Origin of the sequence: Stenotrophomonas maltophilia (assembly GCF_900186865.1) — a bacterium.
GTDB classification, from domain to species: domain Bacteria; phylum Pseudomonadota; class Gammaproteobacteria; order Xanthomonadales; family Xanthomonadaceae; genus Stenotrophomonas; species Stenotrophomonas maltophilia.
The window spans coordinates 2574048-2599456 of record NZ_LT906480.1 but is presented as its reverse complement, the minus strand read 5'-3'; the positions used below and the strand labels follow the sequence as shown (position 1 = coordinate 2599456).

General features: G+C 59.1%; 19 protein-coding genes. 5 read left to right on the top strand and 14 right to left on the bottom strand.

The genetic code is table 11. The features are described from left to right. Positions 1 to 259: 259 nt before the first annotated feature. The 3 genes from CKW06_RS12470 to CKW06_RS23600 are packed head-to-tail and all read left to right on the top strand — an operon-like array spanning position 260 to position 4254. A complete protein-coding gene (locus CKW06_RS12470; protein ID WP_076738381.1) occupies positions 260 to 1693 on the top strand; it encodes a protein kinase domain-containing protein in 1434 nt (477 codons plus the stop codon). Beyond that, positions 1693 to 2847: a UvrD-helicase domain-containing protein gene (locus CKW06_RS12465; RefSeq protein ID WP_024956853.1), complete on the top strand. Its 1155-nt coding sequence runs from the start codon at positions 1693 to 1695 to the stop codon at positions 2845 to 2847. The genes CKW06_RS12470 and CKW06_RS12465 overlap by 1 nt, the downstream gene beginning before the upstream one ends. After that, positions 2848 to 4254 (top strand): hypothetical protein, encoded by a 1407-nt coding sequence (locus tag CKW06_RS23600; protein WP_143568558.1) that lies wholly within the window; start codon positions 2848 to 2850, stop codon positions 4252 to 4254. Between the two features lie 844 nt (positions 4255 to 5098). Here the strand turns inward: CKW06_RS23600 and CKW06_RS12455 are convergent. The 9 genes from CKW06_RS12455 to CKW06_RS12415 all read right to left on the bottom strand — a co-directional run bounded on the left by CKW06_RS12455 (position 5099) and on the right by CKW06_RS12415 (position 15551). Then, a complete protein-coding gene (locus CKW06_RS12455; RefSeq protein WP_126412179.1) occupies positions 5099 to 5644 on the bottom strand; it encodes a hypothetical protein in 546 nt (181 codons plus the stop codon). Positions 5645 to 6470: 826 nt separating this feature from the next. Next, positions 6471 to 7517 (bottom strand): ATP-binding protein, encoded by a 1047-nt coding sequence (locus CKW06_RS12450; RefSeq protein WP_072167141.1) that lies wholly within the window; start codon positions 7515 to 7517, stop codon positions 6471 to 6473. Between the two features lie 22 nt (positions 7518 to 7539). Beyond that, positions 7540 to 9390 (bottom strand): hypothetical protein, encoded by a 1851-nt coding sequence (locus CKW06_RS12445; protein WP_024956856.1) that lies wholly within the window; start codon positions 9388 to 9390, stop codon positions 7540 to 7542. Further along, on the bottom strand, positions 9383 to 10099 hold the full coding sequence (locus CKW06_RS12440) for a hypothetical protein (protein ID WP_049401583.1): 717 nt from the start codon (positions 10097 to 10099) through the stop codon (positions 9383 to 9385). Before CKW06_RS12440 ends, CKW06_RS12445 begins: the two co-directional genes overlap by 8 nt. A gap of 375 nt (positions 10100 to 10474) precedes the next feature. Continuing rightward, entirely contained in the window at positions 10475 to 10798 is a 324-nt protein-coding gene (locus CKW06_RS12435) for a hypothetical protein (protein ID WP_024956858.1), read from the bottom strand. Between the two features lie 720 nt (positions 10799 to 11518). Then, entirely contained in the window at positions 11519 to 11758 is a 240-nt protein-coding gene (locus CKW06_RS23595) for a hypothetical protein (RefSeq protein WP_126412177.1), read from the bottom strand. A 916-nt stretch (positions 11759 to 12674) separates the two neighbouring features. Continuing rightward, positions 12675 to 13199 (bottom strand): Pycsar system effector family protein, encoded by a 525-nt coding sequence (locus tag CKW06_RS24210; RefSeq protein ID WP_474752781.1) that lies wholly within the window; start codon positions 13197 to 13199, stop codon positions 12675 to 12677. Then, a complete protein-coding gene (locus CKW06_RS24205) occupies positions 13144 to 13926 on the bottom strand; it encodes an E2 domain-containing protein (protein ID WP_369332838.1) in 783 nt (260 codons plus the stop codon). The genes CKW06_RS24210 and CKW06_RS24205 overlap by 56 nt, the downstream gene beginning before the upstream one ends. Before the next feature lie 92 nt (positions 13927 to 14018). Next, on the bottom strand, positions 14019 to 15551 hold the full coding sequence (locus CKW06_RS12415) for an adenylate/guanylate cyclase domain-containing protein (RefSeq protein WP_024956862.1): 1533 nt from the start codon (positions 15549 to 15551) through the stop codon (positions 14019 to 14021). A gap of 133 nt (positions 15552 to 15684) precedes the next feature. On the opposite strand from CKW06_RS12415, the gene CKW06_RS12410 reads away from it, so the two are divergent. Further along, positions 15685 to 16605 (top strand): TIR domain-containing protein, encoded by a 921-nt coding sequence (locus CKW06_RS12410; RefSeq protein ID WP_095052052.1) that lies wholly within the window; start codon positions 15685 to 15687, stop codon positions 16603 to 16605. Between the two features lie 2 nt (positions 16606 to 16607). Continuing rightward, entirely contained in the window at positions 16608 to 17309 is a 702-nt protein-coding gene (locus tag CKW06_RS12405) for an adenylate/guanylate cyclase domain-containing protein (RefSeq protein ID WP_024956864.1), read from the top strand. Between the two features lie 168 nt (positions 17310 to 17477). Here the strand turns inward: CKW06_RS12405 and CKW06_RS12400 are convergent, their stop codons facing one another. The 5 genes from CKW06_RS12400 to CKW06_RS12380 all read right to left on the bottom strand — a co-directional run bounded on the left by CKW06_RS12400 (position 17478) and on the right by CKW06_RS12380 (position 25372). Next, positions 17478 to 19442, bottom strand: coding sequence for an AAA family ATPase (locus tag CKW06_RS12400; RefSeq protein WP_024956865.1), 1965 nt, complete (start codon positions 19440 to 19442; stop codon positions 17478 to 17480). 101 nt (positions 19443 to 19543) lie between these two features. Continuing rightward, the gene (locus CKW06_RS12395; RefSeq protein WP_024956866.1) at positions 19544 to 20539 is read right to left on the bottom strand and encodes a site-specific integrase; all 996 of its coding nucleotides are present in this window, start codon (positions 20537 to 20539) and stop codon (positions 19544 to 19546) included. A gap of 133 nt (positions 20540 to 20672) precedes the next feature. Then, positions 20673 to 23666: a Tn3 family transposase gene (locus CKW06_RS12390; RefSeq protein WP_024956867.1), complete on the bottom strand. Its 2994-nt coding sequence runs from the start codon at positions 23664 to 23666 to the stop codon at positions 20673 to 20675. Between the two features lie 24 nt (positions 23667 to 23690). Continuing rightward, a complete protein-coding gene (locus CKW06_RS12385; protein ID WP_005413373.1) occupies positions 23691 to 24962 on the bottom strand; it encodes a site-specific integrase in 1272 nt (423 codons plus the stop codon). Then, the gene (locus CKW06_RS12380; protein WP_012480230.1) at positions 24959 to 25372 is read right to left on the bottom strand and encodes a MerR family transcriptional regulator; all 414 of its coding nucleotides are present in this window, start codon (positions 25370 to 25372) and stop codon (positions 24959 to 24961) included. Before CKW06_RS12380 ends, CKW06_RS12385 begins: the two co-directional genes overlap by 4 nt. Between the last annotated feature and the right edge of the window lie 37 nt (positions 25373 to 25409).

Below are 25409 nucleotides of genomic sequence, written 5' to 3'. Positions count from 1 at the left end.
TACAAGGAGAACATCGACTGACTTTCTTACGTGACGTATTCGGGCTATGGACAAGTACACGGAGACTTGCACCAACCAGTTTGGGCTACCGCGACTCAGATGGGAAATGGCCGCGCCACGCGTTCAGTACGCGTGTACGCGGGCTCTCGAACTGCGCGCATCACCCAATAAATGGAGGGCCCTATGACAACGGGATACGAACGACGTCCGGGAACTGATAGCCTTAGCACATCCGCTTGAACAACTGAAGGAACAGTACGTGCCGGACTTGTCTACAGAGGTATGCCAGGACATTGAGCAAAGGCTGGAGCGCCACATCGCCTTACGAGAGGGATATCACTCGATTGCCTATGTAGCTGCCGGAGGCTCTGCGGCGCCATATTCTGTGATTACACCAGAGGGAAAACGGGCCATTAAGGGCTATGACCCAAAGTTCCTAACGGGGAGCATCGCAAATTCAACAAGAAGGCGTCTAGACCTCCAACGCAGCCTTATAGGTCATTCGTGTGAGCAGCTTGTTACAGTTTATGCGGTAGACGAAAGTGAAGGGACTGCCTTTGTAGAGATGGAGTTTGTGGAGTGGCCGAGGCTTAAAGATGTCGTCGCCAACGTCCCGGACAGCTCTGTATCCCTGCTCATACAGCAACTGGTTTCCGCAGTAACCTATCTCGAGAAGCTAGAGATTGTTCACAGGGACATAAAGCCTGAGAACATTCATGTCTCAAGTGATTTCCTCAAGCTCTCTCTGTTGGATTTAGGGGTGGCCAGGAGAATCGGAAATGACGGGGGCGATTCGGGGCAGGGGACCGACCACGGCGACACGCGCCCTTTTATATCGACTGCGCAGTACAGCTCACCGGAATACCTATTCAGGCTGGACGAACCATCGCCAGCTCTATGGAAGGCACTCAACGTGTATCAAGTCGGCGCGGTTCTGCACGACCTCATAAACAAGAGACCCCTGTTTCAAGATGAGGTTGATAAAGGTAACCGTTGGCTACTGGCCCGAGCGGTTTTAGAGAAGACCCCATCGTTTCCTGATTCGGACCCCACTAGGCTTGCGCGGCAAAAAGCACTCGCGGCACGTTGCCTTGCAAAGGACGGCAACGTCCGACTTCAGATTGCAAGCTGGAGCGACTTTAACCTCGACGCGCCCGCCGACGGCGTGTCGGCACTACAGGCTCGCCTGACCAAGGTAAAGAGCTCGGCGGGCGCGACATCCCTCGCAGCCGCAAAGAGGAGGCTCGAGTTCGAGCGTCAAGAATTCATGAAGCGTCTGTGCGACGCAGCGAGACTGGAACTTATTGCGAACGGCAATAGGCAGATTCGCGTAAACATGCATCCACTTAGCGACAGGTGTTCAGATGTGTACATATATGAAATTACATGCACTTCGGGACCCAGTATCGCGTGCAATGTTTCATTTACATGGAATACAGGGATACTAGCATCAAGCTCCACCGTAGCTCTCGAGGCAACGCTGCGGCCCGTCAAAAAGCCGGAAGCGCTCCCAAGAAGAATCCTTTTGACTGAAGCAAAAATTGGGGCTTCAGAGGAAATCACCGTCAACATCATCGCAAACAAAATTGCTGAATTAATAATAAGTGCCATAGATATCTGGGAAGCAAATCATGGCGCTGAAGAAGTTCACGGAATGGACTTACTGTCCTTAGGGCCTAAAGGAGAAATTTAATGATTACAAGCTGGTGGATATCCAAGGACGAGCTAGACCCGACGCAATTAGATTTCATCAATCTCCCGGCTAAAGGCCGCTACCAGCTTGAAGGGCCGGCCGGCTCCGGAAAAACAAATCTCCTTCTTCTCCGCGCACAGTTTGTCGCAGGGCAAGGGGACAAGAATGTACTGGTAGTGACTTACACGAAATCACTAAGTCGCTTCCTGCGAAGCGGCCTGGTGGCGACTGGGCTAATTGAGCCCGATCAGGTGCGCACATTTCATTCATGGGCACGAAAACACGTCAAACTTTACCTCAACAAGGACATTGTTGATGGCGGAGAGTTTAATGAAGCTGCCCGAAAGACAACCATCGAGCTTCTGAGAGAAGCAAACAAGAAGATTCCAACCAACAAGCTAATTAGCTCCGTTTTTATTGATGAGGCGCAAGACCTAACGACCGGGGAGATTGAATGCCTCGCAGAAATTTCTGAAAACATATGCGTTTGCGGCGACATGAAGCAAAGCATCTACCATCAAACCGGCCTGAATGGAGCAGAGGCACTAGACCTCAAAAAGTACTCACTCTCCAGCCACTACAGAATTGGGCATCGAATAGCACGAGTTGCTGACAGACTCATCGTACCACCTTCGCCCGCGGAGTCTCTCGAGGCGACCTCCAACTATGACGAAAGAAAAATGGGAAAGTCATCTGCGGAGCTCCATCGCCTGCCCGATAGAGACGCGCAGTTTGAAACGATGCTGGAAATATTAAATGTGCAGGTATCAGCTTATGCTGGCGACCGAATTGGCATCTTGTGCGGAAAGAGAGACACGGCTGAGGAAGTCTTCGGGCGACTTATGGCCTCTGATTTGAGTGCAACTTCCTGCAGCCATTTGATAGACGGAACGGACTTCTCGACTGACGCACAAATACATGTGATGACCATGCACTCCTCGAAGGGCGTCGAATTCAGGGCGGTTCATATGTTCGGGATTGAAGAGCTGAGACATGGGCATATGAACAACCCAACGCTCTCCTACACCGCTGTCACCCGCGCCAAAACCGCCCTAAACGCGTACACCTCAGGAAAAACAAACCCTGAACTTGAACAGGCCTTCGCGGAGAACAAGCCTTTTGACATTGACGCACTATTCCCGGGCGCGCACTGAATGAATACTCCAAAATTTGTCTGGTACCCGCTAAGCAGGGACGAAATTCCTGATTCAATCCTAGGGCCCGACGCATATCAGGGAAAGATGCAGAGTAGCTACCCATTTTCGGGGCGGAGCTATGACAATATAGCAAGCGCGGGATTTCCCTGGGACACAGTGGATGACCCGGAAAACCAAGCTCCCACCGTCTTTGTTCTTGAAATTGGGAGCGCATCCGAAACTCTATCCTGGCTTCGCGTTTTCGCTCGCGACACATTTCCGCTAAGCCAGTTTGGGCGGGTACTTTCCTCCGACGACTGGGAGACAATTTCTATTGAGGATAATCCGACCCACTCTTTTAGAGATGACCGCTGGGCTAGCGTTGTGCTCGGGGAGCTCCTTGCGCAGAGCGAACAAGACATCAGCCTAGAAAACATTTCGCTATCGAGAGTGCAAGCTTGCTTTTCTATAGCAATTGCACGAGCGCATAAGCTCTATGATTCATACAAAGTCACGCGTACATCCACCGAACGACTAAGAGCAATCGAATCTGACCCGCGCTTTCTGAGGCGGAGCATCAACGTCGACGCACTGGTGCCGATTTGGTCAATAGCGTCTACGAACATGGGGCGCGCGTCTGAAATCTGGGAGCTGGCGGAGTTCATTGCAACTGCTGCGCACGCCTATCAGGCTCCAAATGAACCAGCGCCACGCGAAAACAACCCACTACCGCTAGCACTTCGTAGCGAATCAATCGAAGAGCGCGTGGTAGCGTTTCAGCAAGTTGCTTCGTCCGCCTCCGCGGCGATCGTGAGCTCGCCCAACCACGCGTCGCGGCACGCTGCCACGATCGCAGCTGCCGCGTTCCTTGTAGGCCGAGGGACAAGTCACGCCTTTCTAATCAAGAAGTACAGCAAGCTAGCTTCTCTAGCCCATGTATGGTTCGGCCTTATCGCCGGATTGGCTGGACGAAAATACTGGGATCCCACCTGGACCAAGGCTTTGAAAGGGGTCGAGAAGCACGTCAAGGCTTCGCTTTCATGGTCTTCCCCCCCTCTTTCCGACATTTCCTGGATTGAGTACAACTGGGTCACGAATGCCATCCGAGGGCCTCAGGCACTTCAAGGGATACCAAGACAGGTGCAAACCTCGCTTTCAATCGAGATATTTCCTGGGGTCTCGTGCCAGATGCGACTTCACGCGGATGATAACCTCAGGCAGGCTAGGCTCCCATCTTCCTCGATATCACCGCAACCTACCGATGCCGGAATCTCAATGGAGCTGGCCTCAGTAATTGAACAGCTGCATAGATACGCCGAGAAGGCCAGAAAGATTCTTCACGCACAGCGCCCATCAACTGATGACATGTTTACTGACTCAGCCCCCTCAAAGGGAAGGAAAACCAGCAAAAAGACAAAGAGCTAACTGCACGAAATTTTAGAAGAGATATATCAGGGGAGGGGGCGACTCCCCTGATTTTTTATCACGCAGGGACCGCGCGTCTCCCGTAGCCAATTCCATTGCAGAATCCTGGACTCACGTGCGCAAGTCTCCGGAGCTGTTTCCCGCGAGTCCTGTCGGTCTGCGCTACGTCGGCTCGCTTACCTTACGGCGCCGCGATGAACAGAAGGCGCGCTCTGGAACATCGAGCTGACACCGCAATCCATGTCAGCGCCGCAACTGCGCGCACTGCGCAGCGTTCACCCGAACAGCGCGCGACCGCTGCAGGCGTTCAATCATCGCGAAGTGAGCTCGGCCAAGCGTTCCGAAAGCCACGAATCGGCGAATTCTGAGGCCCTCGAGAAGGTAGATCACGCCAGATTTCGTTGCGGCGGAAGACTGGAGAGATCACCACCTCACATTGGAAGGTTCCAGCAGGTGACCTGTCTGCCGCACCGAAAACGCCCGGCCTCTAACGCATTGATTTTAGAAGATATGGATGGGGTGGGCTTAGCCTCTTCCTGGCAGCTTCCGTCCACCAAAGATGCCCGATATTTCCGGAAGTCCACCAAACATGCCCGATATTCCCGGAAGTTCACCAAAGACGCCCGGCATTTCCAGAAGTACATAAATAACGCCCAACAGTTCCGGAAGCCCATAAAACACGCCCACGACTGCCGGGGGTTCATTAGAATTGCCAATTAGCCCACGCGGCGGCAAAGCCTCCCCTTGTGTTGCGTACTCGCATGAAGGCTACTGCCGTTCGCAGTCCGGCACGAGACAGTGCCGTTGCCCCAATGATGGCAAAAATTGCTAAGAACTGCCTGCCTTAGGATTTCTGCTGGATTCTAGCTGTTTTTCGAGGTGTCACCCAGGCGACCCGGACTTCTCTCAAGGAACGGGCGGAACCCTGAAGCTCGATGACCGGATACCCACCTGAAGGCAGTACATCCTTCGGATTCAGCTTGAACACCCTTGCAAGCGTCAACGCCAAGCCTTCCTCATAAGCGGTTGCCAGAACCCACACAAGCGCGTCGACCAAGGCGGATCTTCCCTTAATGCTGTCCAATACCGAAGCGACGATTACGGAAGGGGACCTATCCGGCTTGTCGTTCGCGATACCAAAGGCCGCAGCGGCCAGCTCCAGCGCTGTGCCGCACGCTAACGTTACCATCGGGTCGACAACCGAGAGATTGAGCCAAGTCGCGCCGCTGGCAGAAACACCATAGGGAGCTAGGAACGACTCGTGCCGCTCTACCTCAGTGGGTCCTTGGGTGTCGTAGTGCGTTGAGCGGAAGCTCAGGACAGATAGGCCTTCAAGTCCGACCCTGGCGCATGCCGCTGCAGTGGCCCGCGTCAAAGCATCGTAGGCCATCAATGGGAGCGGAGCGCACATGAGGCCCGAGTTGCCGCCAATCATTGCCCAGCCCCAGAACGCCCCTGGCTCCGGATCGTCAGCGGATGGCTGGAAAGCCTCATACCTTACGTGAGCATTGCCATCGTCCTGGTGGACGGGCGGCATAGGAGTCGTTCTATCAATCAGGCGCGCCAGAGCTGAAGGCCAGCTTTGCGCATCACTGGGGAAGTGAATCACTCGGCCTGCCCGCTGGCGTGATGCCCAATGAAGGTAGTCATCCACCCACTGCGACACTTCACGAGCGGGAAATTGCCTGACGTCCAGTAGCGCTGTGTGGGCGTCGATTGGCTGAAATCCACAAGTACAAGTCCCGAGACCACCGGAGTGGTCAAAACTGGTGCCCAGCGTCCTTCCGCATGCCTCGCAGTGGCTGATGAGCTTCTCGCCATGCCAAGGGCACGCAGAGATGGAAGGAAGGAGAAATAGTGAACAATGGTAGCCGTGAAGTGCGCATGCGGGGCACCGCATATATGGAAGCTCACTACCCGCGAGAAGTCGAAGTGATTGAACTGGAAGCCACGCGGCCGGATTCCATAGATTCTTCGTTGTGACGTCACGGACTTCGATGGCTGACGCAAAAGTATCCTGCACCCGGCCCGGCAGAAGCAAAGGGCGGAGCATGGAGCGCCCAGTCTTACGCCTCACCCCCATGATCATGAGTTGCTCACTTGTTGGCATGCCCAGTGCAACGATCCGCTGCAGCACGCCGTAGCCCGATATGTATGGATAGAACTCATGCTCTGCGCCGACAATCCGAGGCGTAGAAGGATTTACGGCGCGAGAGCTATTCATTGCTTCCCCCTACCTGGTTTGCCGTATTCTGTATCTTCTCAATGATGGCGATTGCCTTGTCGGACATCTTCTCGCGCATGCGAATGAACTCGGTTCGCAGGTACCCGACATGCACAAGCGCAGCACGGACGTCAGATGGAGTGAAGCGTTCGAAACTCTGCTGAAACCAAGCGTTCGTTAGCAGATTCCGCACGGTCGATGTGAAGGAGCACATCGGCCAGCCACTATGTTCGGGAAGTCCCACCTCCCTCCGGAGGGCGGACACAGCATCGCAAATCATCTCCGTTTCAGATTCCAGCCGCCATCCGCGATCAAATGCGTCGGTGGCGAAGTATCTAGAAAATGGCATGTCCTCTGTCGGCCACCATGCTGCGCCGTCGTAGCGCGACAGGGCATGCCTGACTTCATCTCGCGCCGCAAGAGGAAGAAATGGGGCTGAGTCCAGAAACCACCGGCGAACAACATGTGACGGATGGTGCTGCCACATGTCGCCAAGCTCGATGCCCTGCTGGTCACTTTGGTACACAAAGACCAAAAAGAGAGTAAGCCTGTCCTTGCTCATCAAGTTATCAAGATCTTCTAAGCACTGAAACTCAAGATTGGTGAGCCGTTGAGCACTGTCGATGAACAATACGTACCTGCGTACGTCGGCGTGCCCACACGCGGCGCGCATGTGATTGTGTATTCGTGCCCTCAGCTCGTGAGGCCTGGCCGATGACCAGCGCGGCATTCCCAGTTGATGTGAAAGCGCGTGCCAGAAGCTCAGCGGGCTCCTGCATGCATCTGAGGTTGCGACGATTGCCCTGGCCACACCTGCGCGGCGTCCGTCCTCCACGAGCCAGCGCCAGTCGGTTTCGACTAGATAGTCTTGCGCCGTGGATTTGCCAACCCCGCTCTCTGAATAAAGAGAGCATCCATGATGACCCTGCTGAATGTTGTACAGAACGAAATCCGCCATGCGTTCGACAGGCTTCGTGTTGATACGGTAGCCAGACTCAATGAAAAGTGGATGGTCGGGGTCAAGGCGACGGACGGCCATGATGGCCTCCGCAAGGTCCGATCTAGTCATCAAGATTCACCTTGCCTCCCCGGGGGACTCTTACCGGGATGTGAGCTGGCTGGGACCGAATGTCGGGCAGACGGCCGAAGTGCAACTGCTGCAAGCGCGCAAGTTGGTCGACTGCGGGTTGGGACGTGTCTGCAGTAGATCGAAGATGCGCTATGAAGGCTTCAATTGCACACTCCACGCCAGCGATTGAGAAATCACTGCGCTGTTTGGACCAACGACAGATGATCCTTCGCGTCCTCTCGTCATGCGGCGCGCGCGACCAAGGCGCTCGCGCGGTAGCCACTCCGAATGGCACGGTGGCACTTTGAAGTAGCACGATTGAACGAAGATCGCGCCTATTCACGCGCGCAAGAATCCTGGTGCCAATCAGTCCCCATTTATCGTTAAGGGAAGGGGATCGGTAGTCCGCATACAAGTAGGTGACATGGGGCAACTCCCCATTATCCTTGTTGCCTTTTACGGGCAGGCTTACGATTGTCGAAGCCATATCTGCAGCATCCAGGCCACAGGTTTCCGGCGCAAACGCAAACGCTGACTCTTTGCGATTCGTGAGATACGCTAGCGGCGTCATCTGTCCGAGTGCGGAGTGAGGCGTCGCGTTGTAGTTGGCTATGATGACGTCCAGGAGCTCCTCGAGAAGGTGCATCTGGATGGGATGGGCATCCGGAGAGAAGTTGCTGATCCTGATCTTGTTTTCCCCCAGCCGTTTGGCGGGCTCAAAACCGCCGGGGATCTTACGCAGCGCACCACGTTCCAAGCGCGAGAAGAATTGCTCTACAATGGGTCGTGAGCGCGGTGTGTGCGACTTTCCGAAGATCATCACACCTCCCCGAGCCCTGCAGAATGCTGCTTCGAGTGCATGGGCCGAGTGCGCAAGGAAGTTGTCCAGTGCGACAGCGGCCGAGCGCGTGACTATCGGCGTTGCTGCCTGATAGACGGGCATTCCAGCGCCAGGTGCGTAGAAGAGGTCCGGGATCGTCAGGTCCCTGGGAGCCCAGGGTTCCATTGACTTGGACAAGCAGAGCGCTACATCAAGATTGTCATAGCTCTGGCCGACACAGAGAAGCCATCCCGTTACCGCCCTGGATTCAGTCTCTATTTCGATGAGAAGCCATAGCCGTGACACTTTGCGCGTAACACGCGCGCCATTGGGCATATCGATGGAGATCTTGCATTCAACATCGATTTGGTGCGCGTCAAACTCCGTTCTGGCGAACAGGCCCATCCGTACTGCTTGCTCCAAAGCGACAGGAGCGTTCGATGCCGATTGAGGTTCATAAAGGTCCACGTCGGCTACTGCCGACTGCCGCCGCTTGAGCAAAGCAAGCAGCGAGCGCTTCCCCTTGCCAGGATCGTTCAGGGGGAATTTGTCCTCCAGGTTGTGCTGCTTCAGCTCCGCAAGGACTCGTTGGTGCAATTTTACGAACGCGCTTGGAGGGCGGCCCGGCGGCAGATGGGTTGCAAAGCCATCGATCAAGGCTTTAACACTCGGCACAGCTTCGGAGACTTTGTGCCACGCAAATCTTCCTGGAACCAGCGGCAATTCCGCGGGTTCGAAGGAAAGCTCAGTCGAGTAACTGCCCCATGGAATGCATACGCGAAATCCGTGCGGCATGCCATCGTGGGCTATCGTGGGCGCTTTCATTGCCATGCGCTTCAGGCGTTTGTGGCAGATTCCATATCTCCGGGATATAGCGGTGATGGTGGAACGGCCCAGAAGCAAGGCGGTGAGTGCTTCCTTGGCCACGCGGAACTTGGAGAGATGATCTGGTGCAATATCAACCGGATGTGGGGAGTACCACTCGTCGAGTGTCGCCTGATCATAGATTTCGTACCTAGCCATGACGCACCTCCACGAGGGCATCCGGATCCCCTGGGCGATAGTCCACGAGTTGTACGCGGCCGGTGTAGACGAGGCTTGCCACTGCGCAAGCCACTGCGAACCGGGCCTGGCCCGTCTGCAGTTGTAATGCGCTCATGGTGAGGCGCTCAACGTTCTGGAGCATGTCCTCAATCCTCACTTCCAACTGCCTGGCCCCCGCGATCTTTGCATTGGCCCAGACAAGCGGAAGTAGTTCGTAGGCAACAGCGACCTCGCTGGCGCGAGATGCCAGAGAGTTTTCGTGGACGAGTCGCAATACGAGCCCTTGATTCAAGGCCATGTGGATGAGCTCGTCATCTGCGGGAAGCTTGACTAAGCCAACGCTCAGTGAAGCCACCCGTTTTGTAGGGATTACAAACTGGTAGTGCTGGGTGCCATCCCTCCGCCCGACCCAGAAGCTCAACTCCAGGTCGCGCTTCTCGCCTACCGTGATTCGACGCGGCCTCTCAACATACATCTCCACCTGGGGGTCAAATTCGAGCATCAGCGCCTGGCAAAAGTTGACCAGGTCGGCCACCGTTACGGTCCGCCCATTCTTCGGGGACTGAAATACAAAGATTTCGCGGCGGTCGCGCTTGCCGCGTGCTAGCTCGAGAGGGGAATGGGGCAGATGCCCCTCACGGCGGTCTTCGTCCGTCGGTTTGGCGGTCGCGCTTTTTCCTGCGGTCATCATCCTGCTCCTCAGCCGTCGGCTTGCGAACGTCTGCCCGGTCTCGAGATTGGAACAAGGTGCCCATTCAGGTTCGCCTCCGCCATATGAGATGGGGAGGAAATGGGCGCACCCCTCCGCGCGAACGGGAAGTCGCTTGACTTTGTCAAGGAAAAGGGTGAGCCTCAGGGTACAGGCTGAGTTTCACCACCATCTGCTCCAACAGATGTCACTTGCCCCCGCGCCAACGGGGGCAAGTCATTTCCAGGGTTCGGAGATGTTAGTTTCCGGCTCTTGGTACTCTCCTCGGCGCTCGGCGAGCGCATCTTCGGGGACGTCTTGAGTCTGTTCTTGAAACGCTACAAGCCCGGCCCCTTGAGTTTGGGTTGTGGGGCGTCATTCCTGGTTGGGCTTCAGAGCAGCCGCTTCATCTTGCGGGGTGCCAGATACTGCCGGCGGACTGATTGCGGCCCTCAGCCCAACCATCCAGTCGGCGATGTCCATCGCAAAGGCAAATTTGCCGCGGCGGCCGGGCACTTTGAATATCTTCACGGGCAAGGTTCCGCGTGCCTCTGCTTGGCGGAGCGCGTGGCTGGAGCGATAGCCAAGAGCTCGCGGCAAGTTTTCATAGCCGATGAGAGGCCCGAAATGAAAGGTCAATTCTCTTTCGATCTCACGGCGTTCCGGGGCCAGGATTGATTCGTTGGTCCGCTCCGTCATGGCGTGGTCACACCCCGTCGCTTGTGTCCTCCTGATTCTGCCCCTCTAATACGGATGGTGGAAGGAGTAACAAACTCGCGTTTCGTTACCCATCAAAGGTGAATGGGGAGGGGCACGGCCATGGCGCTCAAAGAGATACCCTTTTACGGCGAGGCGCGACTTGCCCGCATGCGTGCAAGCACGAGCATACTTCCCGCCAACCGAGCCGTGCCGTACTGCCTGCGATCACTCAGTGTCGGATTGTGGTTTGAATGCTTGCGAAGCCGAATGGGCCTATCCAGCGCATACGCGCTCGGACAGTCGATATCCCCGGAGCGTCCCGGCTGCCACTCCAATGTGTGGGTGAAATATGCCCATGCGGAACACGTCCCGTCCCAGGCGACGCAGGCAGCAGCCGAGGCGCGCTATCCCGGCTCCCGCATGGTTCTATGTTCACCGGTCTGGGCCGCTCTGAATGTCCACGAGGCACTTGGCGGTTGTGGAGAATCAATACTCATGTCGCTCAGTGCACCTGTGCAACTGGAAGTGTTCAGCGGAGCGAGCTTGCGAGCCGGCATGTTTGTCCGCCGAGACCGTCGGTTACGAGAGATCACCGAGGGCTTGTGCGGGCTGGGCACTCTGGATAGCCTGGCGGCACTAGTGGTGATGTTGAGGGTCGCCCATGAGCAGGGCAGACGGCATGACTGCTTTGCCTTGGGGCGTGCACTGCACGATTGCCTGCTACTGGTGGGGCAGGATAGTCCCATCCAGCTTATTGCCGAAGAGCTGTTCTGGTACTTCAGCCATTTCGTGCTTCCTTTCACAGGGTGCCGGGGTGTTCGGATTGCATCGTCGCGACGCCGCTTGCTCCTGCAGCATGAGGTTCTCTCCCGCCTCGTACTTGAGCTTGAAGACAGCGGGTTCGACTATCTCCCAGGCATGCGTCACCCGCTCTTGCGGGTAGTCCGCAATCAGCAGCATGCTCCGTCTTCGCGCTTCTTCTCGCCCGGCGTCGGACCCTGCAGCGCAACATCGCGGCAGATGGCGCGGTAGCGCTATCAATACAGAGTCTTGTTGAGACGAGGAGGCATCCAGGATGGTGAGCGCAGAGACTAAAGGCTCGACCGATTACGAAATGAGCCGCTTGTGGTGGGCGGCACGGCTGTCGCAGTCGAGTAGAGGCTCAAGATGATTGCCTATCTTGGTTGGGGGTCGCTGGTATGGCAACCCGACGGTCTACCGGTTCGTGGACAGTGGCTGGCAGACGGCCCAACGGTTTGCGTAGAGTTTTTAAGGCAATCCGGCAATGGACGGCTTACGTTGGTCATGCATGCGGCCGCGTCTGCTGTCACCTCCTTCTGGGTTGAGGCTGGTACCGACGACGAGGGCGACGCCAAGCGAGCCTTGCGTGAGCGGGAAGCCATTCCCTCAAAGAACATGGAGCGACACTTGGGGGTCTGGACACATGGCTGTCCAGCACCGGCGAGTATTCCTGGGCTCGCTGACTGGGCCGCTGCTCGCGGGATTACCACTGTGCTATGGACGGCGCTGCCACCGAAGTTCAACGGGGAAAATCAACGCGTCCCATCAGTGGAAGAAGCAGTTGCCTACCTCGCAAGCCTCTCAGGGCAAACTGCGACGCTCGCAGAAGAGTACGTCCGGCGAGCCCCGCCCCAGATTGACACCGTCTATCGTCGTGAGTTTGCTGCACGTCTAGGCTGGCATCCCCTTCCGAAAGGGAGCTAACTGCGACGTGCGTGTGATAGCCGATGGCCAAACTCCGGCAATGGCCAGCACCGTTTCTCACCTTGGGCCGACTTGGGCCGGAAGGCCCGGCCCTGTCAGCGCTGCCCGGGGCTCCGGCTCAACAACTGGATGAGCAGAAGCCACTTGTGTGTCACTTTGCCGGCGGAGGCAGCACAACGATGAGTGCCATCCATGGGGCGATTGCCAGAACAGTGGCAATGTACGCGTACTTCAAACAGCTGAATTTTGACGAGAGAATCTTGGAATTGCGCCAACATTGACCCAGGAGGTCTTCCTCGAACTCCATCAGCGTACGCTCCGCGCACTTCTGCAAGAACTCGTGCTCGGCCATGCTCGACACCCGTTCAAAGAAGATGAGCGAATTTGACCCGCCTCGCAGTTCCGGAAAATATCCGTACCACAGGTGCCAGAAGCTAACAGTAAGCGGTGTAAGGAACAAAACGCCCACAACCGAGATCAGGGCCGTTAGTTCATCAAGTTTCGGCAGCCGCGTCGCGATCATGGCAAGCATGCCCAGGTTGATACCCAGGCCGACCGAGAGTTTTGTGTCTACACGGGAGAAGAAGCCCAAGACCAAATTCAGCTGCTGCCAAGCGGCACTAACGCGGTCGCTTTGATTTGGCGGGTGGCCGCCAGAATTTTGAGGTTCTTGCACGGGGTGAGTTCTCTGTCTTGAGGGATACGGTTTGTGTTCGTTTGATGGCAGATCGAAGACCGCAGATGTCCAGCGTTCCGCAGCAGCGCGCTCCTGCAGCCGCACAATCCTCAAGGAAAGCTGTGTCGGCCAGCGCACATCGGTGCTGTTCCAAGATGAAAGTGACCAGGGCCGCAGCGTGGTCGCCACATGCAGTGATCGCACCGTCAGGATCGCGGCCACATGGGCAGACTGGGGGTCTCCCGACCAAGGTTTCAGTGCGCGTCGACACCCGAGCAAGGAGTAGTTTGCCGTGCCAGAGCTCGAGCCTCCGCTTCTGAGGGCGCGAATCCTTGCGGACCATGAACTGCCCCGCGAGCACATCTGCCTTGAATGCCGGACCCAGTCGTTCGGCTGCCTGCTCAGCATTGGCCTGATGCTGCGCAGCACGACCGTGCGCGCGGCCGTTCTCCGCTCCAGGAAAGACCCGGCGGGCGTTCGCGCCGATCTGGTAGGTCAGGTACTGGTAGACCGTGGCCCACCAATGCCTCGCTGCTGCTTCGTCTTGGATCCGGCTCGGATTGTCTTCTCCCCAGCCGAGGCAGAAGCTACGGTCACCGTTGATATGCCGATCGGGACAGAACCCCGGCAGCATGCCGGGGTCGGCGATCTCGCGCACTGAGACGTGCTCGCCTGCAACGGAGACGAGCAATCTAAATGCGTACTCGGCTCCGCCGGCCCGAACCACTGTGATCCCAACCAGCCCCCCGACAGGGTCTACGATCAACGTGGCACCGTAGTCCGGTGCCACGCGCTGCAGCAGCTCCAAAGGCCTTGGCGTCACGTCGCGGCCACATGAGGACGGATCGGCTGCGCGAGCGCATGAGCCACTGCGGGTGCCACTTCAGCGTAGTGTGCCTCCAGTGTTGCCTTCGCCACGCGGTCCCCGGATGCGGCGAGTTCCTCCACCGCTGCGGCATAGTCTAGGTTCGCCGCCTTTCGCTTGTCGGTAAAGACGGTCCGTATCGCGGCGCTGGCGGCCTTGTAGGCATTTTCACCAATGGCCGTCTCCACACCGTCGCAGAGTCGTTGTTGGGCTTCAGATTCCAACACCGCTCGCCCCGTGGCACACCGCAGAAGGCTCCCCTTCATGCCCAGGCGGGAAATGGCAAGGGGGCCAAGTTCGAAGCCAATGGCCAATCCCAGCTCTGCCACTTCCGCGCCTTCGGCGCTCAGTTGCTCCAGGGCAGTGGAGAAACTGCTGCGCAATGCACCCGCGCACTGGGCAGCGGTGCTGACCGTGTCCTGCGCATCTGTCGTCTGTGACGTGCCCTCCAGCAGCACCCCATGAAGGCAGTCGCCAATAAAACGGACACGACGCCCTCCAAAATCCTCGTGTACGACCGCATCCAGCTCAGAGCGCAATACGTGCAGTGTTCGAACCAGATGTTCGGGATCCTCCTCTAAGTGCTTGTCCACGAAGTCGGTGAATCCGTCAATGTCGGCATAGATCGAAACGCCATCAAATCGCCTTGAGTTCGCCGCGCTGAGCAGGGAGAAGTCCAGATCAGAAAGCGGAGGCGTCGGTCGACTGAACTTGAATTCGCCGATAGGGAGCTCGGCCTGTTCATCTTTCCAGAGTTCGATGATGCGCGACTTGGAAATGCCGAGTGCAGCGGCCTCGACGCATGCGGAAATCTGAGCATCGGTCAGCGAAGTGGTGCGGTCCTTGTTGCCGGTCAAGGTAGGCAGTTCAAGCACGGCACGTGCGCCGTGCGTCAGGTAGATGCCTTCAGCCCCTCCATGCCCGGCACACTTGGCCGCCTGATTGGCTGGGGAGCCTAAGAAAAGAGGTTCTCGGCTGGCGCGACGACCATTGTTGACGGCCAACGCCATCCCGCTGTCAATGCCGACACGAACCTGGGCATTGGGGATGTGCGCGTCCGAGTCGCCCGTTTCAGCCAGCACATCGATGGCGAGCTGGGCGATCGCAACCGCGCGCTCGATCCGGGCGCGTTCGTTGGCATCGCCGTACGGCTTGGTCACAACCGCATGCAGCCGCTGGTTGTGAAAGTCCACACGGATGGCATCACTTTCAACGAGGATGCGATGGACGGCGCGGTAGTGCTGATTCAGGAATCGAAGGGCCCGCTTGTGGCAGGTTTCGCCTGCGATGTCAGTGCAGCTAAGCATGTCCGCCAGATTGACGATGTCGATGTAGACATGCGCCCCTTGGACGCGATAGGCGCGATTGACTGGAATATCCACCAGCGAGGTTTCCCGCTTGTAATCGCGGATGTCCACGTCGCGGACTTCGGCGTAACGGGTGGCAATGCGCTTCTTGGTGCGATCTTTTTTCCAGCTGTGTCCCATCGTGCTACTCCCTGCGCCCAAGAGGAGGCCAGGCCGGGCGGGTCGCGTCGCCTACGGCGTGGCTGGCAGCCGGATTCATTCCAGCTCCTTTGGGCGTATATTGTGACCCAGTTCACACTTTCAAGGGGGCAGTATGGGGACTGGGATCGTCGAGCGCCTCGCGGCGGATGATGGCAGGCGACTGATCGCCGCCTTGGCTGAGTTCCGCCTGCTGGCCGGCTTGGACGCGGCCGCAGCCCAGCTGGCACAGGCCGGGGAATTGCTCGACGTGGGGACAGGGCAGGCCTTTATCACTCAGGACGCCCCAGAGACCGACGTTTTCTTCATTGTCTCCGGCTCCGTGGACGTGCTGGTCAACGGCAAAGTGGTTAATACCCGAAGGGCTGGGGACCACGTCGGCGAAATGGCAGCCATCGAACCGGCGCAACTGCGGGCGGCAACTGTTACTGCACGCGAGCCGACCGTAGTGCTAAAGGTGCCGGAAATCGATTTCAGCAGGATTGCGGATTCACACCCCGTCATCTGGCGGCGGCTGGCCGCGACCCTTTCGCGCCGTCTAAAAGAGCGCAATCACATGATTACCCAACCTCGCGGACAGGTCCGGGTCTTTGTGATGTCGTCGGTGGAGGCGCTCCCTGTCACGCGGTTGCTGGTACAGCACTTCGAGCACGACCCGTTCCTGACGGTGGTATGGGACCACGGGGTGTTCCGCGCCGCCAACTACACACTTGACGAGCTCGAGCGCCAGCTGGAACAGGCAGACTTTGCCATTGCCGTGGCCCACGCGGATGACATGGTCATCAGCCGCGGTGACGAGTGGCCTGTCATGCGCGACAACGTCGTCTTTGAACTGGGTATGTTCATTGGATTCCTGGGGCGTCGGCGCGCCTTCTTGATGGAGCCGCGCGAAGACAAGCTGAAGCTTCCCAGTGATCTCACGGGGCTCACGACCGTCCCCTACCGATACACCCCTGGCCCGGACGCCCGGGCTTTGATTGCACCGGCATGCGAACAAATTCGCTCCCGCATTCTCGAAGCTGGGCCGAGGGACTGACGGTGGCACTGCTGGAAGAGATGACGGCCGCCGTGCAGGCGATAGCACAAACCCGATGGTCTACACGGAGAGGTCAAGTTGTACCCGATCCAGAAGATCTGCGATTGGGCAATGACGCAGTGGAGTTTGATCGTGCCACTGTTTTGTACGCGGACCTGAACGGCTCAACGAATATGGTCGACACCGAAGCCTGGCAGTTGAGTGCAGAGATCTACAAAGCGTTCCTGCACTGTGCAGCGACGATCATCAGGAAAGAGGGCGGCAAGATCACCTCCTACGACGGAGATCGTGTCATGGGCATCTGGGTGGGTGACCGGCAAGCCACGCCGGCGGCTAAGGCCGGGTTGAAAATCAACTATGCGGTCAAGATGATCGTCATGCCAGCGTTGAAACAGCAGTACCCCGACTGGACAGGTACCGTGAGGCATGTCGTCGGAATCGACAGCAGCCCAATCCGAGCTGCTCGCACGGGTATTCGAGGCGGCAACGACATCGTCTGGGTTGGACGCGCGGCCAATCATGCGGCCAAGCTCACGGACCTGGACCTTGCCCCGTCAACCTGGATTACCGATGAGGTGTTCATCCGGTTGGCTGATGAGTTGAAGTACGGTGGAACGCCGCCGACTCTGATGTGGGAGGCGTTCCGCTGGAACCGGCAGGGTGGTCGCCGCATTCACGGATCAGACTGGGCTTGGCGCGTCTAAAGCGCCCTCTGCGGACCCGGCATTCGCAGGGCCAGCATGGCAGGGAAAGGGCGCACTGTTAGAGGCCGATTTCATGGCGCGGGAGTCAGGCAGCCGAGTCCTGCCCTCCGATGAGTGCGCGCCGGGAGAGGAACCCGCTGCCATTGCGGAGCTCTGGCAGAGGTTCATCTACGCACCGGCCCCTAGCGCCGCATTGATCTCAGCGAAGGCCTTCTCAAAGCGCTCCAGCGTTTCATTGATGGCCGTAGTTTCCGCGGCCAGCACGTGCTGATTCTGGATGAGCCAGTTGGCGGGAGTGAAATGATCCAGGGGCGGAACGGAAGCCCCCATGACATTAAACAGTGCTTCGGCCTGTTTGACCTGGCGCGTCAGGGCACCGTCTTGGCTGAACTGCCGGGCGGAAATTTGCCCTTTTCCCTTCAGACCGTAGGCACCGTTGAGGATGTCGGCGAAGACGGCGGGTGCGAAGAAGTCCTCAATGTCGCTCTCCGCCTTTCCGGTGAAATCCGTGGCTACCAAGACGCCGGAAGTCTTCATGATCTGAGACTCCCTCAGCCGCTGCACCTTGCCTTTATCGCCATTGCCGTAGTCACACAAGGCGACCATGTGGATGCCCTTGCCAGAGAAGAGCGAGGCGAACGATTGCACTTTGTCTATGCCGCCTGTGGGGCAGATCACCCACCGGCTGTCCAAGCCTTGGCGCTTGCGTTGCTTGAGCGCGTGCGATGCCGCCTGAAGATAGAGCACATCCGAAGGTCCTTCGACCAACAGGGTATGCGCTCCCACAAACAGGCTTTGGGTAACCTCGTAACCGAGATGGGCCTGAAGGGGGAACAGCGTGTCCTGATCGACGCTCAGGACGTCCGCGGAGACCTGTGTGCCCTTAACGGTGGGGCGGCGACGCTGGTCGTAGGTGACAACGTCCTCGACGACGCGAACGTCCGCAAGACGATCGGCCGGCACCATAAAGGGCGAGTGGGTGCTGTAGATGACCTGGTGGTCGGGGAGTAGACGCTCAATGATGTAGCGGAGCAGATCAGCTTGCGCCTTTCCATGTAGCGTCAATCCAGGCTCATCCAGAAGGATGATCGCACCGGGGTTCCTCTTTCGCATCTGCTTGAACTGCGACAGGAAGGAGAAGAACCAGACGAATCCGGCGCTGCGCTCAGACAGGGGCACCGAAACCTTGTGGTTGTCATTCCGAATGCGGATTTTGGCAACAGTCCCGCTATTGAAGGGGGCGGGATCCTCGGAGAGGCCTTGGGCAAGCGCTATCTCTACACTGAGCGCGTCGTTCTGACTCCAAAACTCGAAGATCTCATCGGTAATTTCATTGGAGGCGGCTTGGCAACGTGCGTTGAGCTCTTCCAGGCGTGTGCTGGACTGCAATTCGCTGACCGACGTCCCGGCGTACTCGAGGAAGTCGAGGAAAATCTGGTCACCCGGGGAGATCGTCGCGCCGCTTTGGGTGTCACGAGACAGCTTGTCCAGCGATATCTCCCCGGACATGCGATCAAAGTGAGAGGTATAGAAGAACGCCGGCATCCTTTTCTGCAGGATATCGATGGCCGCCAGCACTGGTTTCCCCTTGCGGAAGCCGCTGATGGACCGCTTGACCGCCTGCAATTGGTCAGACGGCTCGGGGTGCGCATCTATCTCGACCACGAGTCGATCCAGCAATATCTTGGAAAACTTCTCCCGCTCTTCGCCTGCCACACCGTGCTGGTCGAGCAGAAACGCGCGCACCACGTTGGGATCGACGTGAATGCTCCAAGTGCTGTGGCCACTGTAATCTGTCGTTACGTCAACGGTCGTACTACTTAACGCGCCGGCACCCAGGACGTCGGCGACCGCCTTTTGGTCTTCGTGGCTGAGCTCCCAGGTCAGGGTGGCAACCGGTGCGGGTTCGTCGTCGTGGCGTTCCTCATACCGCGTGAGGAAGCGGCGGGGGTAATCGCGCACCGTGTCGTAAGCAAACTGGTCGGCGATGGGACGGGTACCAAACAACGCCGTCAGAATTGCAGTCTTGCCCGCCTCGTTCTTACCGACCAAGCAGGTCAGCTCTCCGACATCGAACGTTCCGGAATCCTCTGCAGAACGGAAGTTTCGGATCCGTGCCTTGACTAGCTTCATGCTGCCCCCTGATTCCTGCCGTGGATGGTGCGCGTCTTGTGCAGGATAGGGCCCGAGCGGGGCACATTCAACGCGCACTGCTGGCCGCTCGGGCCGGAGGCTCAGTCCTCATCCATCAGGCGCGCGGCGGGGTTGCTGCCGACGCCGCCCTGCTGGAAATATCCGATCACGCTGGCCACGGAGCGGTGATCGGTCATCGCCATCAGCGCCGGCAGGGCCACCCCACGCCGCGCACCTTCGGTAACAAAGCCCGAGCGCAGGCTGTGGCCGGCAAAGTCCCCGTCCAGACCGGCCAACCGCGCCCGGTCCTTAACGATGGCGGCGACCGCCTTGCCGCTGAGCGCGCCGCCCAATGACCGTGGCCAGACGCGCCGGAACAGGGGGCCGTCGGTAATCTCGGCCACGTCCAGCCAGTCCTGCAGTGCGGTGGCTGCCTCTCCCAGGATGGGCTTGTCGGGGCTGCTGCCAACCACTGGCCCGGACTGCAAGGTTTTTCCGTGATCCAAGCGATAGGTGTAGCCGCCTTCGGGCAGTCGGGTGAGGTGATTCACCGTCGCCTCGGCGACTTCGCTGCGGCGGCGCCCGCCGCTAGCAAAGGCAAAGTAGAGCAGGGCGCGATCGCGCTTCCCCTTGAGCGAGGTGTCGCAGGTGGCCGCCATTGCGCGCAGATCTGCGGCTGACAGCGCGGTCTTCTTGGCCGGGCGCTCGCCTCGTTTGTGAGAAGCCCTGCGCCCCTTGGACAGTAGGGTCCTCACGGCGCGATCCTCGCAAGGGTTGTCTTGGCGGGCCTGCTTGTGGGCCGCCGACAAGACCGCCACCCGGTGGACCAGGCTGGAGAACGCCAGCGGCCCAGGCTTCTTCTTCAGGCCCGCATGCACCAAGGCGCTATCCAAGTCTGCAGGCAGATCCCAACGAAGCCCCAAATCGCCTGAGCGCCCCATGTGATCCACGATGAACTGAACCACTGCCGCCGGGGGGACGGGTAGGGCGATGGGCCTGCCATAGCGCCCTTCGAACCAGCCCGCCCAATAGCGCAGGGCGCCGGCGTAGCTGCGAATGGTGTTAGGCGCTTCGGCCTCCTGCAGGATGTCTCGCACCGCTTCTGCGGCGGAAGTGGCCAGCCGCTCCGGAACGAAGGTCGGCAGGGAATCATTACGTACAGGGCCAAAAGCTGCCTAAGCGACTGAATTTCAAAGTTGATTGCTCGTCTCTCGATCAGGTTCTCCCCATCTATGGGGTCTGTTCAAGCACCTTGGCTGTGTAGCTCAGCGGCGCCACTTCCCTTTCAAGATCCAGGTGGTAGTCGCCGAAGCGATTGATGTGGCTGGTCCGATAAGGCGACAGGCCGGCCAGGATCTCGGGCGTCAGTTCAATCCCCTCCTTCCTCATCTCGGCCAAGGTCCGGCTCATGCCTTCCACGTTGTCGAGGATGATCATGTTGGCCACCAGCTGGCTGTACTTGATGATCTTGCGCTGCTCGTGTTGGACGTTCTCAGCAATGATCCCCTGGCTGCCAAAGAACACCCATTTCACGAAGCCGTTGTATTCCTCGCTCTTGTTGGTGGCAGCATGGATCGTTTTGCGGATCTCATTGTCATCAATGTAGCGCAGCAAGAACAGCGTTCGAACGGCCTTGCCAAGTTCCCGGAAGGCGAAGTACAGCTTGTTCTTCCGGCTGTAGGTGCCCAGCCGGCGCAGGATCGAGGACGCGGTGATCTTGCCCAATCGGATTGAGATCACCACCCGCAGCATGTCGTGGAGATGGGTGGCGATCAGTTGCCAGTCGATGCTGTCCCCGAACAGTGCCTGGATGTTCTTATAAGCCCTACCCGGTTCGGGCCGAAAGAATGTCAGGTCCTTGATGTTCCGGATCCGGGGCATCAGCTGGATGCCCAGCATGTGGGCCAGGCCGAAGACCGGATAGCTTTGGGCCTGCGTGTCGCCATGGACGATCTCAGGCTGGATGTCGGAAGTGTTGGCCAACAGACCGTCGAGGATGTAGATGCCCTCGTGCACGCCACAGGGAATGAAGTGGCTGAACAGCGCTACGTATTTGTCGGACACGTGGTAGTAGCCGATGCCACCGTAGCCGCCGTAGCGGATGTGATACTCCGACAGCAGGTTGTCCTCGTAGACGCTCCACTTCGTGCCATCAGCTGATGCGCTCTTGCCGCTGCCCCAATAGCCAGGCAGGTCGAATTTGTTGTAGGTATTGATGACCTCCACGATGGCCTTCTCAAGCACATCCTCGGTCACGTATTTCAGGTTGAGCCAAGCGACTTGGCGCCGGCTGAAGCCCTTGATCGACCGCGCCGTCTGCGTCGGCCCCAGGTTGCAGCCATAGCAGAATAGCGTGGTGATCACACGTCGGGGCAGATCTTCGACCTGGCTCTCGGTGCCGGCGATCGGGCGGAAGAAACGGTGCAGATCCAGCCATTGGCTGGCATCGATCAGGACATCGACGATGCTGGATTCTGGAAGCCGTTCGGCGATGAGGCGATCCACCGTGGTAATCGCGCTGGAGACTTCGGCGCGTTGCCCCTTCCGCAGCACCAGGCGCCCATCCAGGATGTCCGCATGTACGTTCTCCGGGAAACGCGCGTCGACCTCATCGGCCAGGGAGGTCAGTTGTGCACGTAATCCCGCCACGAAAGACTCGGCGTCGGTGGGCAGGCCTGACACCTGGCCGTAGGCTTCCAGTTCCTGGGCCAAGGTGGCTTCATCGACCAGCTGCTCACGGTAGTCATCAAACCGTTCGCTGCTGGGAATGAAGAGATCTCCGGACTTCAGTTCGTCCTTGACCTGCACCAGCACGGCCAGCTCGAAGTACTTACGGTGCATCCAGCCGGCGCCGGCTGCACTGGCCCGCTTGCCGAACACGTGCTGACACCAGAGCTTGGACATCCAGTCAAAGTCCTTTTCCGGGTCCAAACCGAGGGAGGCGACCTCGATCAGCTCACGGCGCTGGTTGCGCAGCGAGAGCACCGCTGCGATCAGCGGCTCCATGCCGGCGTCGTGGCTGGTCGCCCGAAGTTTCATCAGCTCCAGCCCATTGAACAGCAGCGGCCTGACCGCGCCATAGGGCTGCAGCATGAAAGGCAGGTAGTTCTTCCCGGCGTAGGCCATATGTTCTTCGCATTCGGCCAGCAAGGTCGACACTTCCGCTTCCAGGCTGTTGTCGATGGCATCCACGCGCTGACTATCGCTGCCGTCTAGCTGATAGGCCTGCAGGATTTCCTTGAGCTGGCCGATGAGGAAGTCGGCCCGTTTGGCATGTTCGAGCTGGTAGGCCAGCAATTTCTGCTGGGCCGTGTTCTCCAGCCCGCGCACCTGCTTGATGAACAACTCGGCTGCATCATCCAGTGTCTTGGCATGCTGGGCGCGAATGAAGATGGTGGCCAGCGCATAGCGCTTGTCCGGAGCCAGTTCGGCCAGCTCGCTGGCGTCATAGGCCCGAGCCATTGCACGGAACTGCTTGAGCTTGGGCACCGGCACATCGATGGGAGGCAGCTGGTCGGCCAACTGCTGCAGCATGCGGATGTGCTGCAGGTAGAACCGAACTTCCTTGTTGGTGGGCCGGCCGGGCTCGCGCTTGAGTGATTGCCAGCCGGTGAACCTGGACCCTTCCGGTGCGCGCAGCAGTTCGTCGATGAGCGTGCGCGTGGCAGGCGTCAGCGCGTGGCTGATGCTGCGGTAGTAGCCCAGATTGACCCGCTCACGGGCGCCGATGGCGGCCAGCTCCAGAGTGCGGAAACCGGGCAGTTCGTAGCGATGGTGCACCAGCTCTTCGAGCAGGACGTTCACGATGTCCGGGATGGTGTGCTTGGTCTGGGCTGCTCCGGTGGCCACTGTGTCCAGCCAAGCCAAGCCCGATTTATCCAGGGGACGTACCCCGATGAATTGCCGAAGCTGCGGCATATGCCGGCGCTGGCTGCCGGAAGCGTCGTAGCGTTCGAGCTGGTCGGTGTCCAATACGCGCCCGAGTCGGGCGGCCTTGGCGATGTGCTTCCGGATCCGCTCGGGTACGTCGGCCAACAGCGTGAAGTAGCCCAAGCGTTGGAAGAGCTTGAGATGAATCAGTACCGCCAGCTGCGGACCCGGCTGGGTGGTCAGCTGCTTGGCGAATGCAATCTCAGCGGCGGTCGGGGTATAGATCTCCTCCAGTTCCTTGGCGGTGGGATCAGGCTTCAGTCGCGGGTAGGCGGTCTCGTGAAGGGTAGCCATTGGATCCGGAGGGTGTGAGGGAGATCAGTCCCAGTGCCGGCCGTCGTCTGTACTGAGCGACGCTTCCAGGAAGCACTGGTGCGTATCGGCCATGCGGTGCATGTCATCGAGCAACGTGGCCAGGATTTCATCCAGATCCCTTTCGGGATCGGTGGGAGCAGTCAACTGGTACTCGCTGCTGGCGGTGTTCAGGCGCACAGCCTGGAACGGGGCCAAGCAGATCTCTTCAATTCGGCCTCGGGCCTTGGCCGCGCCGCGGCCCGTGCGGGCAAACGGGGTCAGCACCATGCGCAGGCGCAGCTGCAGGGCCGATTTGCCCTCCGGCGCCGGCAGTGCCATCGCCGGTACCGGCACGGTTGGACTGGGCAGGCTTGCTTCAATGCGGTCCCGGGCAAACGGGTCACGCCCGTCCAGGTAACGCATGGCCGACTGCACATCGCGCCAGCCCACGTACTCCATCAAGGCCTTCATGTCCCAGCCTTGGTCGTTGGCCCAGCTGGCAAAGCCGCGGCGCAACGAATGGCTGCTGTGGAGCCCCGCATCGGCAAAGCCGGCACTGGTCAGCAACTCGCGCAGCAGGCGCACCAAGCTGTTGGGATGCAGGCCTTCGGCGCTCACCTGGCCCCATTGGTTGACTGCCCGAAACACCGGCCCTTCTTGCAGGTCGGCCGCCTGCAGCCACGCCTGGGTCGCCTCCACCGGACATAACCGCGACAGCGCCGGCACCTTGTAGGTGACGCCGGCTGCCTGGCGATCACCCTTGCTGCGTGGCAAGAAGCAGGTCATCCCCTGTCCCGGCACCAGCGTGAGATGGGCCACGTCCAGACGCAGCAGTTCATCGCCACGGAATCCCCGCCAGAACCCGAGCAGCACCAGCGCTCGGTCTCGTTGATGGCGCAGCGCCGCCGGCCCATCGCCCCGGGCATGTGCCGCAGCGATCGCCGCGGCCAGCCAGTCATCGAGCTCGACCAGCCGCCGAATCTGGAGCGGCGCGGCTTGCTTGACCTGGCCCGGGTGCAGGGTCTGGATGCCTTTGAGCACCTTGCGCACCAGCGGCGATCGGGTCGGGTCGACAAAGCCGTGGTCGCGGTGCCAAGAGGCGATGGCCGCCAGACGTTGGCGGAGGGTGCTGGTCGCCAAGGTCTGCGCATAAGCGGCCAGGTACCGGGCCACGCTGTCAGGTGTCGCTGGGAGGTGGCCTTGCCATTCAACCTCGAAGTGCCGCAGCGCCGACGCATAGCTGCGCACCGTGTTCTGGCGCGTGGCCGCATCGAGGTAGCGGTCCAGTTCGGTCACTGGCGCGTGGCCTCCACCGAGGTCGTCTGGCGCAGCGTCGACAGGATGGTGCATTCCGCCCGCTGCCCGCCATGGCAACTGGCAATCACCCGTTCCAGCTCGCTGGCCATGCGCTGCAGGTCGGCCATGCGGGCGCGCACGTCGGCCAGATGGCTGCGGGCCAACCGGTCCACGTCCCCGCACGAAAGCTCCTCATCGCCGGCCAGCTGCAGCAGGCTGCGGACCTCCTCCAGGCTGAAGCCCAGGTCCCGGCCACGCGCAATGAAGCGCAGCCGCTCGATGTCGGCCGGGCCATAGACCCGGTAGCCGTTGCCCGTGCGCCCCGGGCGCGGCAGCAACCCGATCCGCTCGTAATAGCGAATCGTCTCCAAGTGGCATCCGCTGGCGTCGGCAGCCTCACTGATTTTCATTCGTAGTACGCTTGACTCCGTAGTAGCTACGGACTTT

Coding starts and splice junctions, on each gene's coding strand:
- CKW06_RS12465 (WP_024956853.1), top strand. CDS start 1,693: ATGATTACAAGCTGGTGGATATCCAAGGACGAGCTAGACCCGACGCAA.
- CKW06_RS23600 (WP_143568558.1), top strand. CDS start 2,848: ATGAATACTCCAAAATTTGTCTGGTACCCGCTAAGCAGGGACGAAATT.
- CKW06_RS12455 (WP_126412179.1), bottom strand. CDS start 5,644: ATGGCCTACGATGCTTTGACGCGGGCCACTGCAGCGGCATGCGCCAGG.
- CKW06_RS12450 (WP_072167141.1), bottom strand. CDS start 7,517: ATGGCCGTCCGTCGCCTTGACCCCGACCATCCACTTTTCATTGAGTCT.
- CKW06_RS12445 (WP_024956856.1), bottom strand. CDS start 9,390: ATGGCTAGGTACGAAATCTATGATCAGGCGACACTCGACGAGTGGTAC.
- CKW06_RS12440 (WP_049401583.1), bottom strand. CDS start 10,099: ATGACCGCAGGAAAAAGCGCGACCGCCAAACCGACGGACGAAGACCGC.
- CKW06_RS12435 (WP_024956858.1), bottom strand. CDS start 10,798: ATGACGGAGCGGACCAACGAATCAATCCTGGCCCCGGAACGCCGTGAG.
- CKW06_RS23595 (WP_126412177.1), bottom strand. CDS start 11,758: ATGCTGCTGATTGCGGACTACCCGCAAGAGCGGGTGACGCATGCCTGG.
- CKW06_RS12415 (WP_024956862.1), bottom strand. CDS start 15,551: ATGGGACACAGCTGGAAAAAAGATCGCACCAAGAAGCGCATTGCCACC.
- CKW06_RS12410 (WP_095052052.1), top strand. CDS start 15,685: ATGGGGACTGGGATCGTCGAGCGCCTCGCGGCGGATGATGGCAGGCGA.
- CKW06_RS12400 (WP_024956865.1), bottom strand. CDS start 19,442: ATGAAGCTAGTCAAGGCACGGATCCGAAACTTCCGTTCTGCAGAGGAT.
- CKW06_RS12390 (WP_024956867.1), bottom strand. CDS start 23,666: ATGGCTACCCTTCACGAGACCGCCTACCCGCGACTGAAGCCTGATCCC.
- CKW06_RS12380 (WP_012480230.1), bottom strand. CDS start 25,372: ATGAAAATCAGTGAGGCTGCCGACGCCAGCGGATGCCACTTGGAGACG.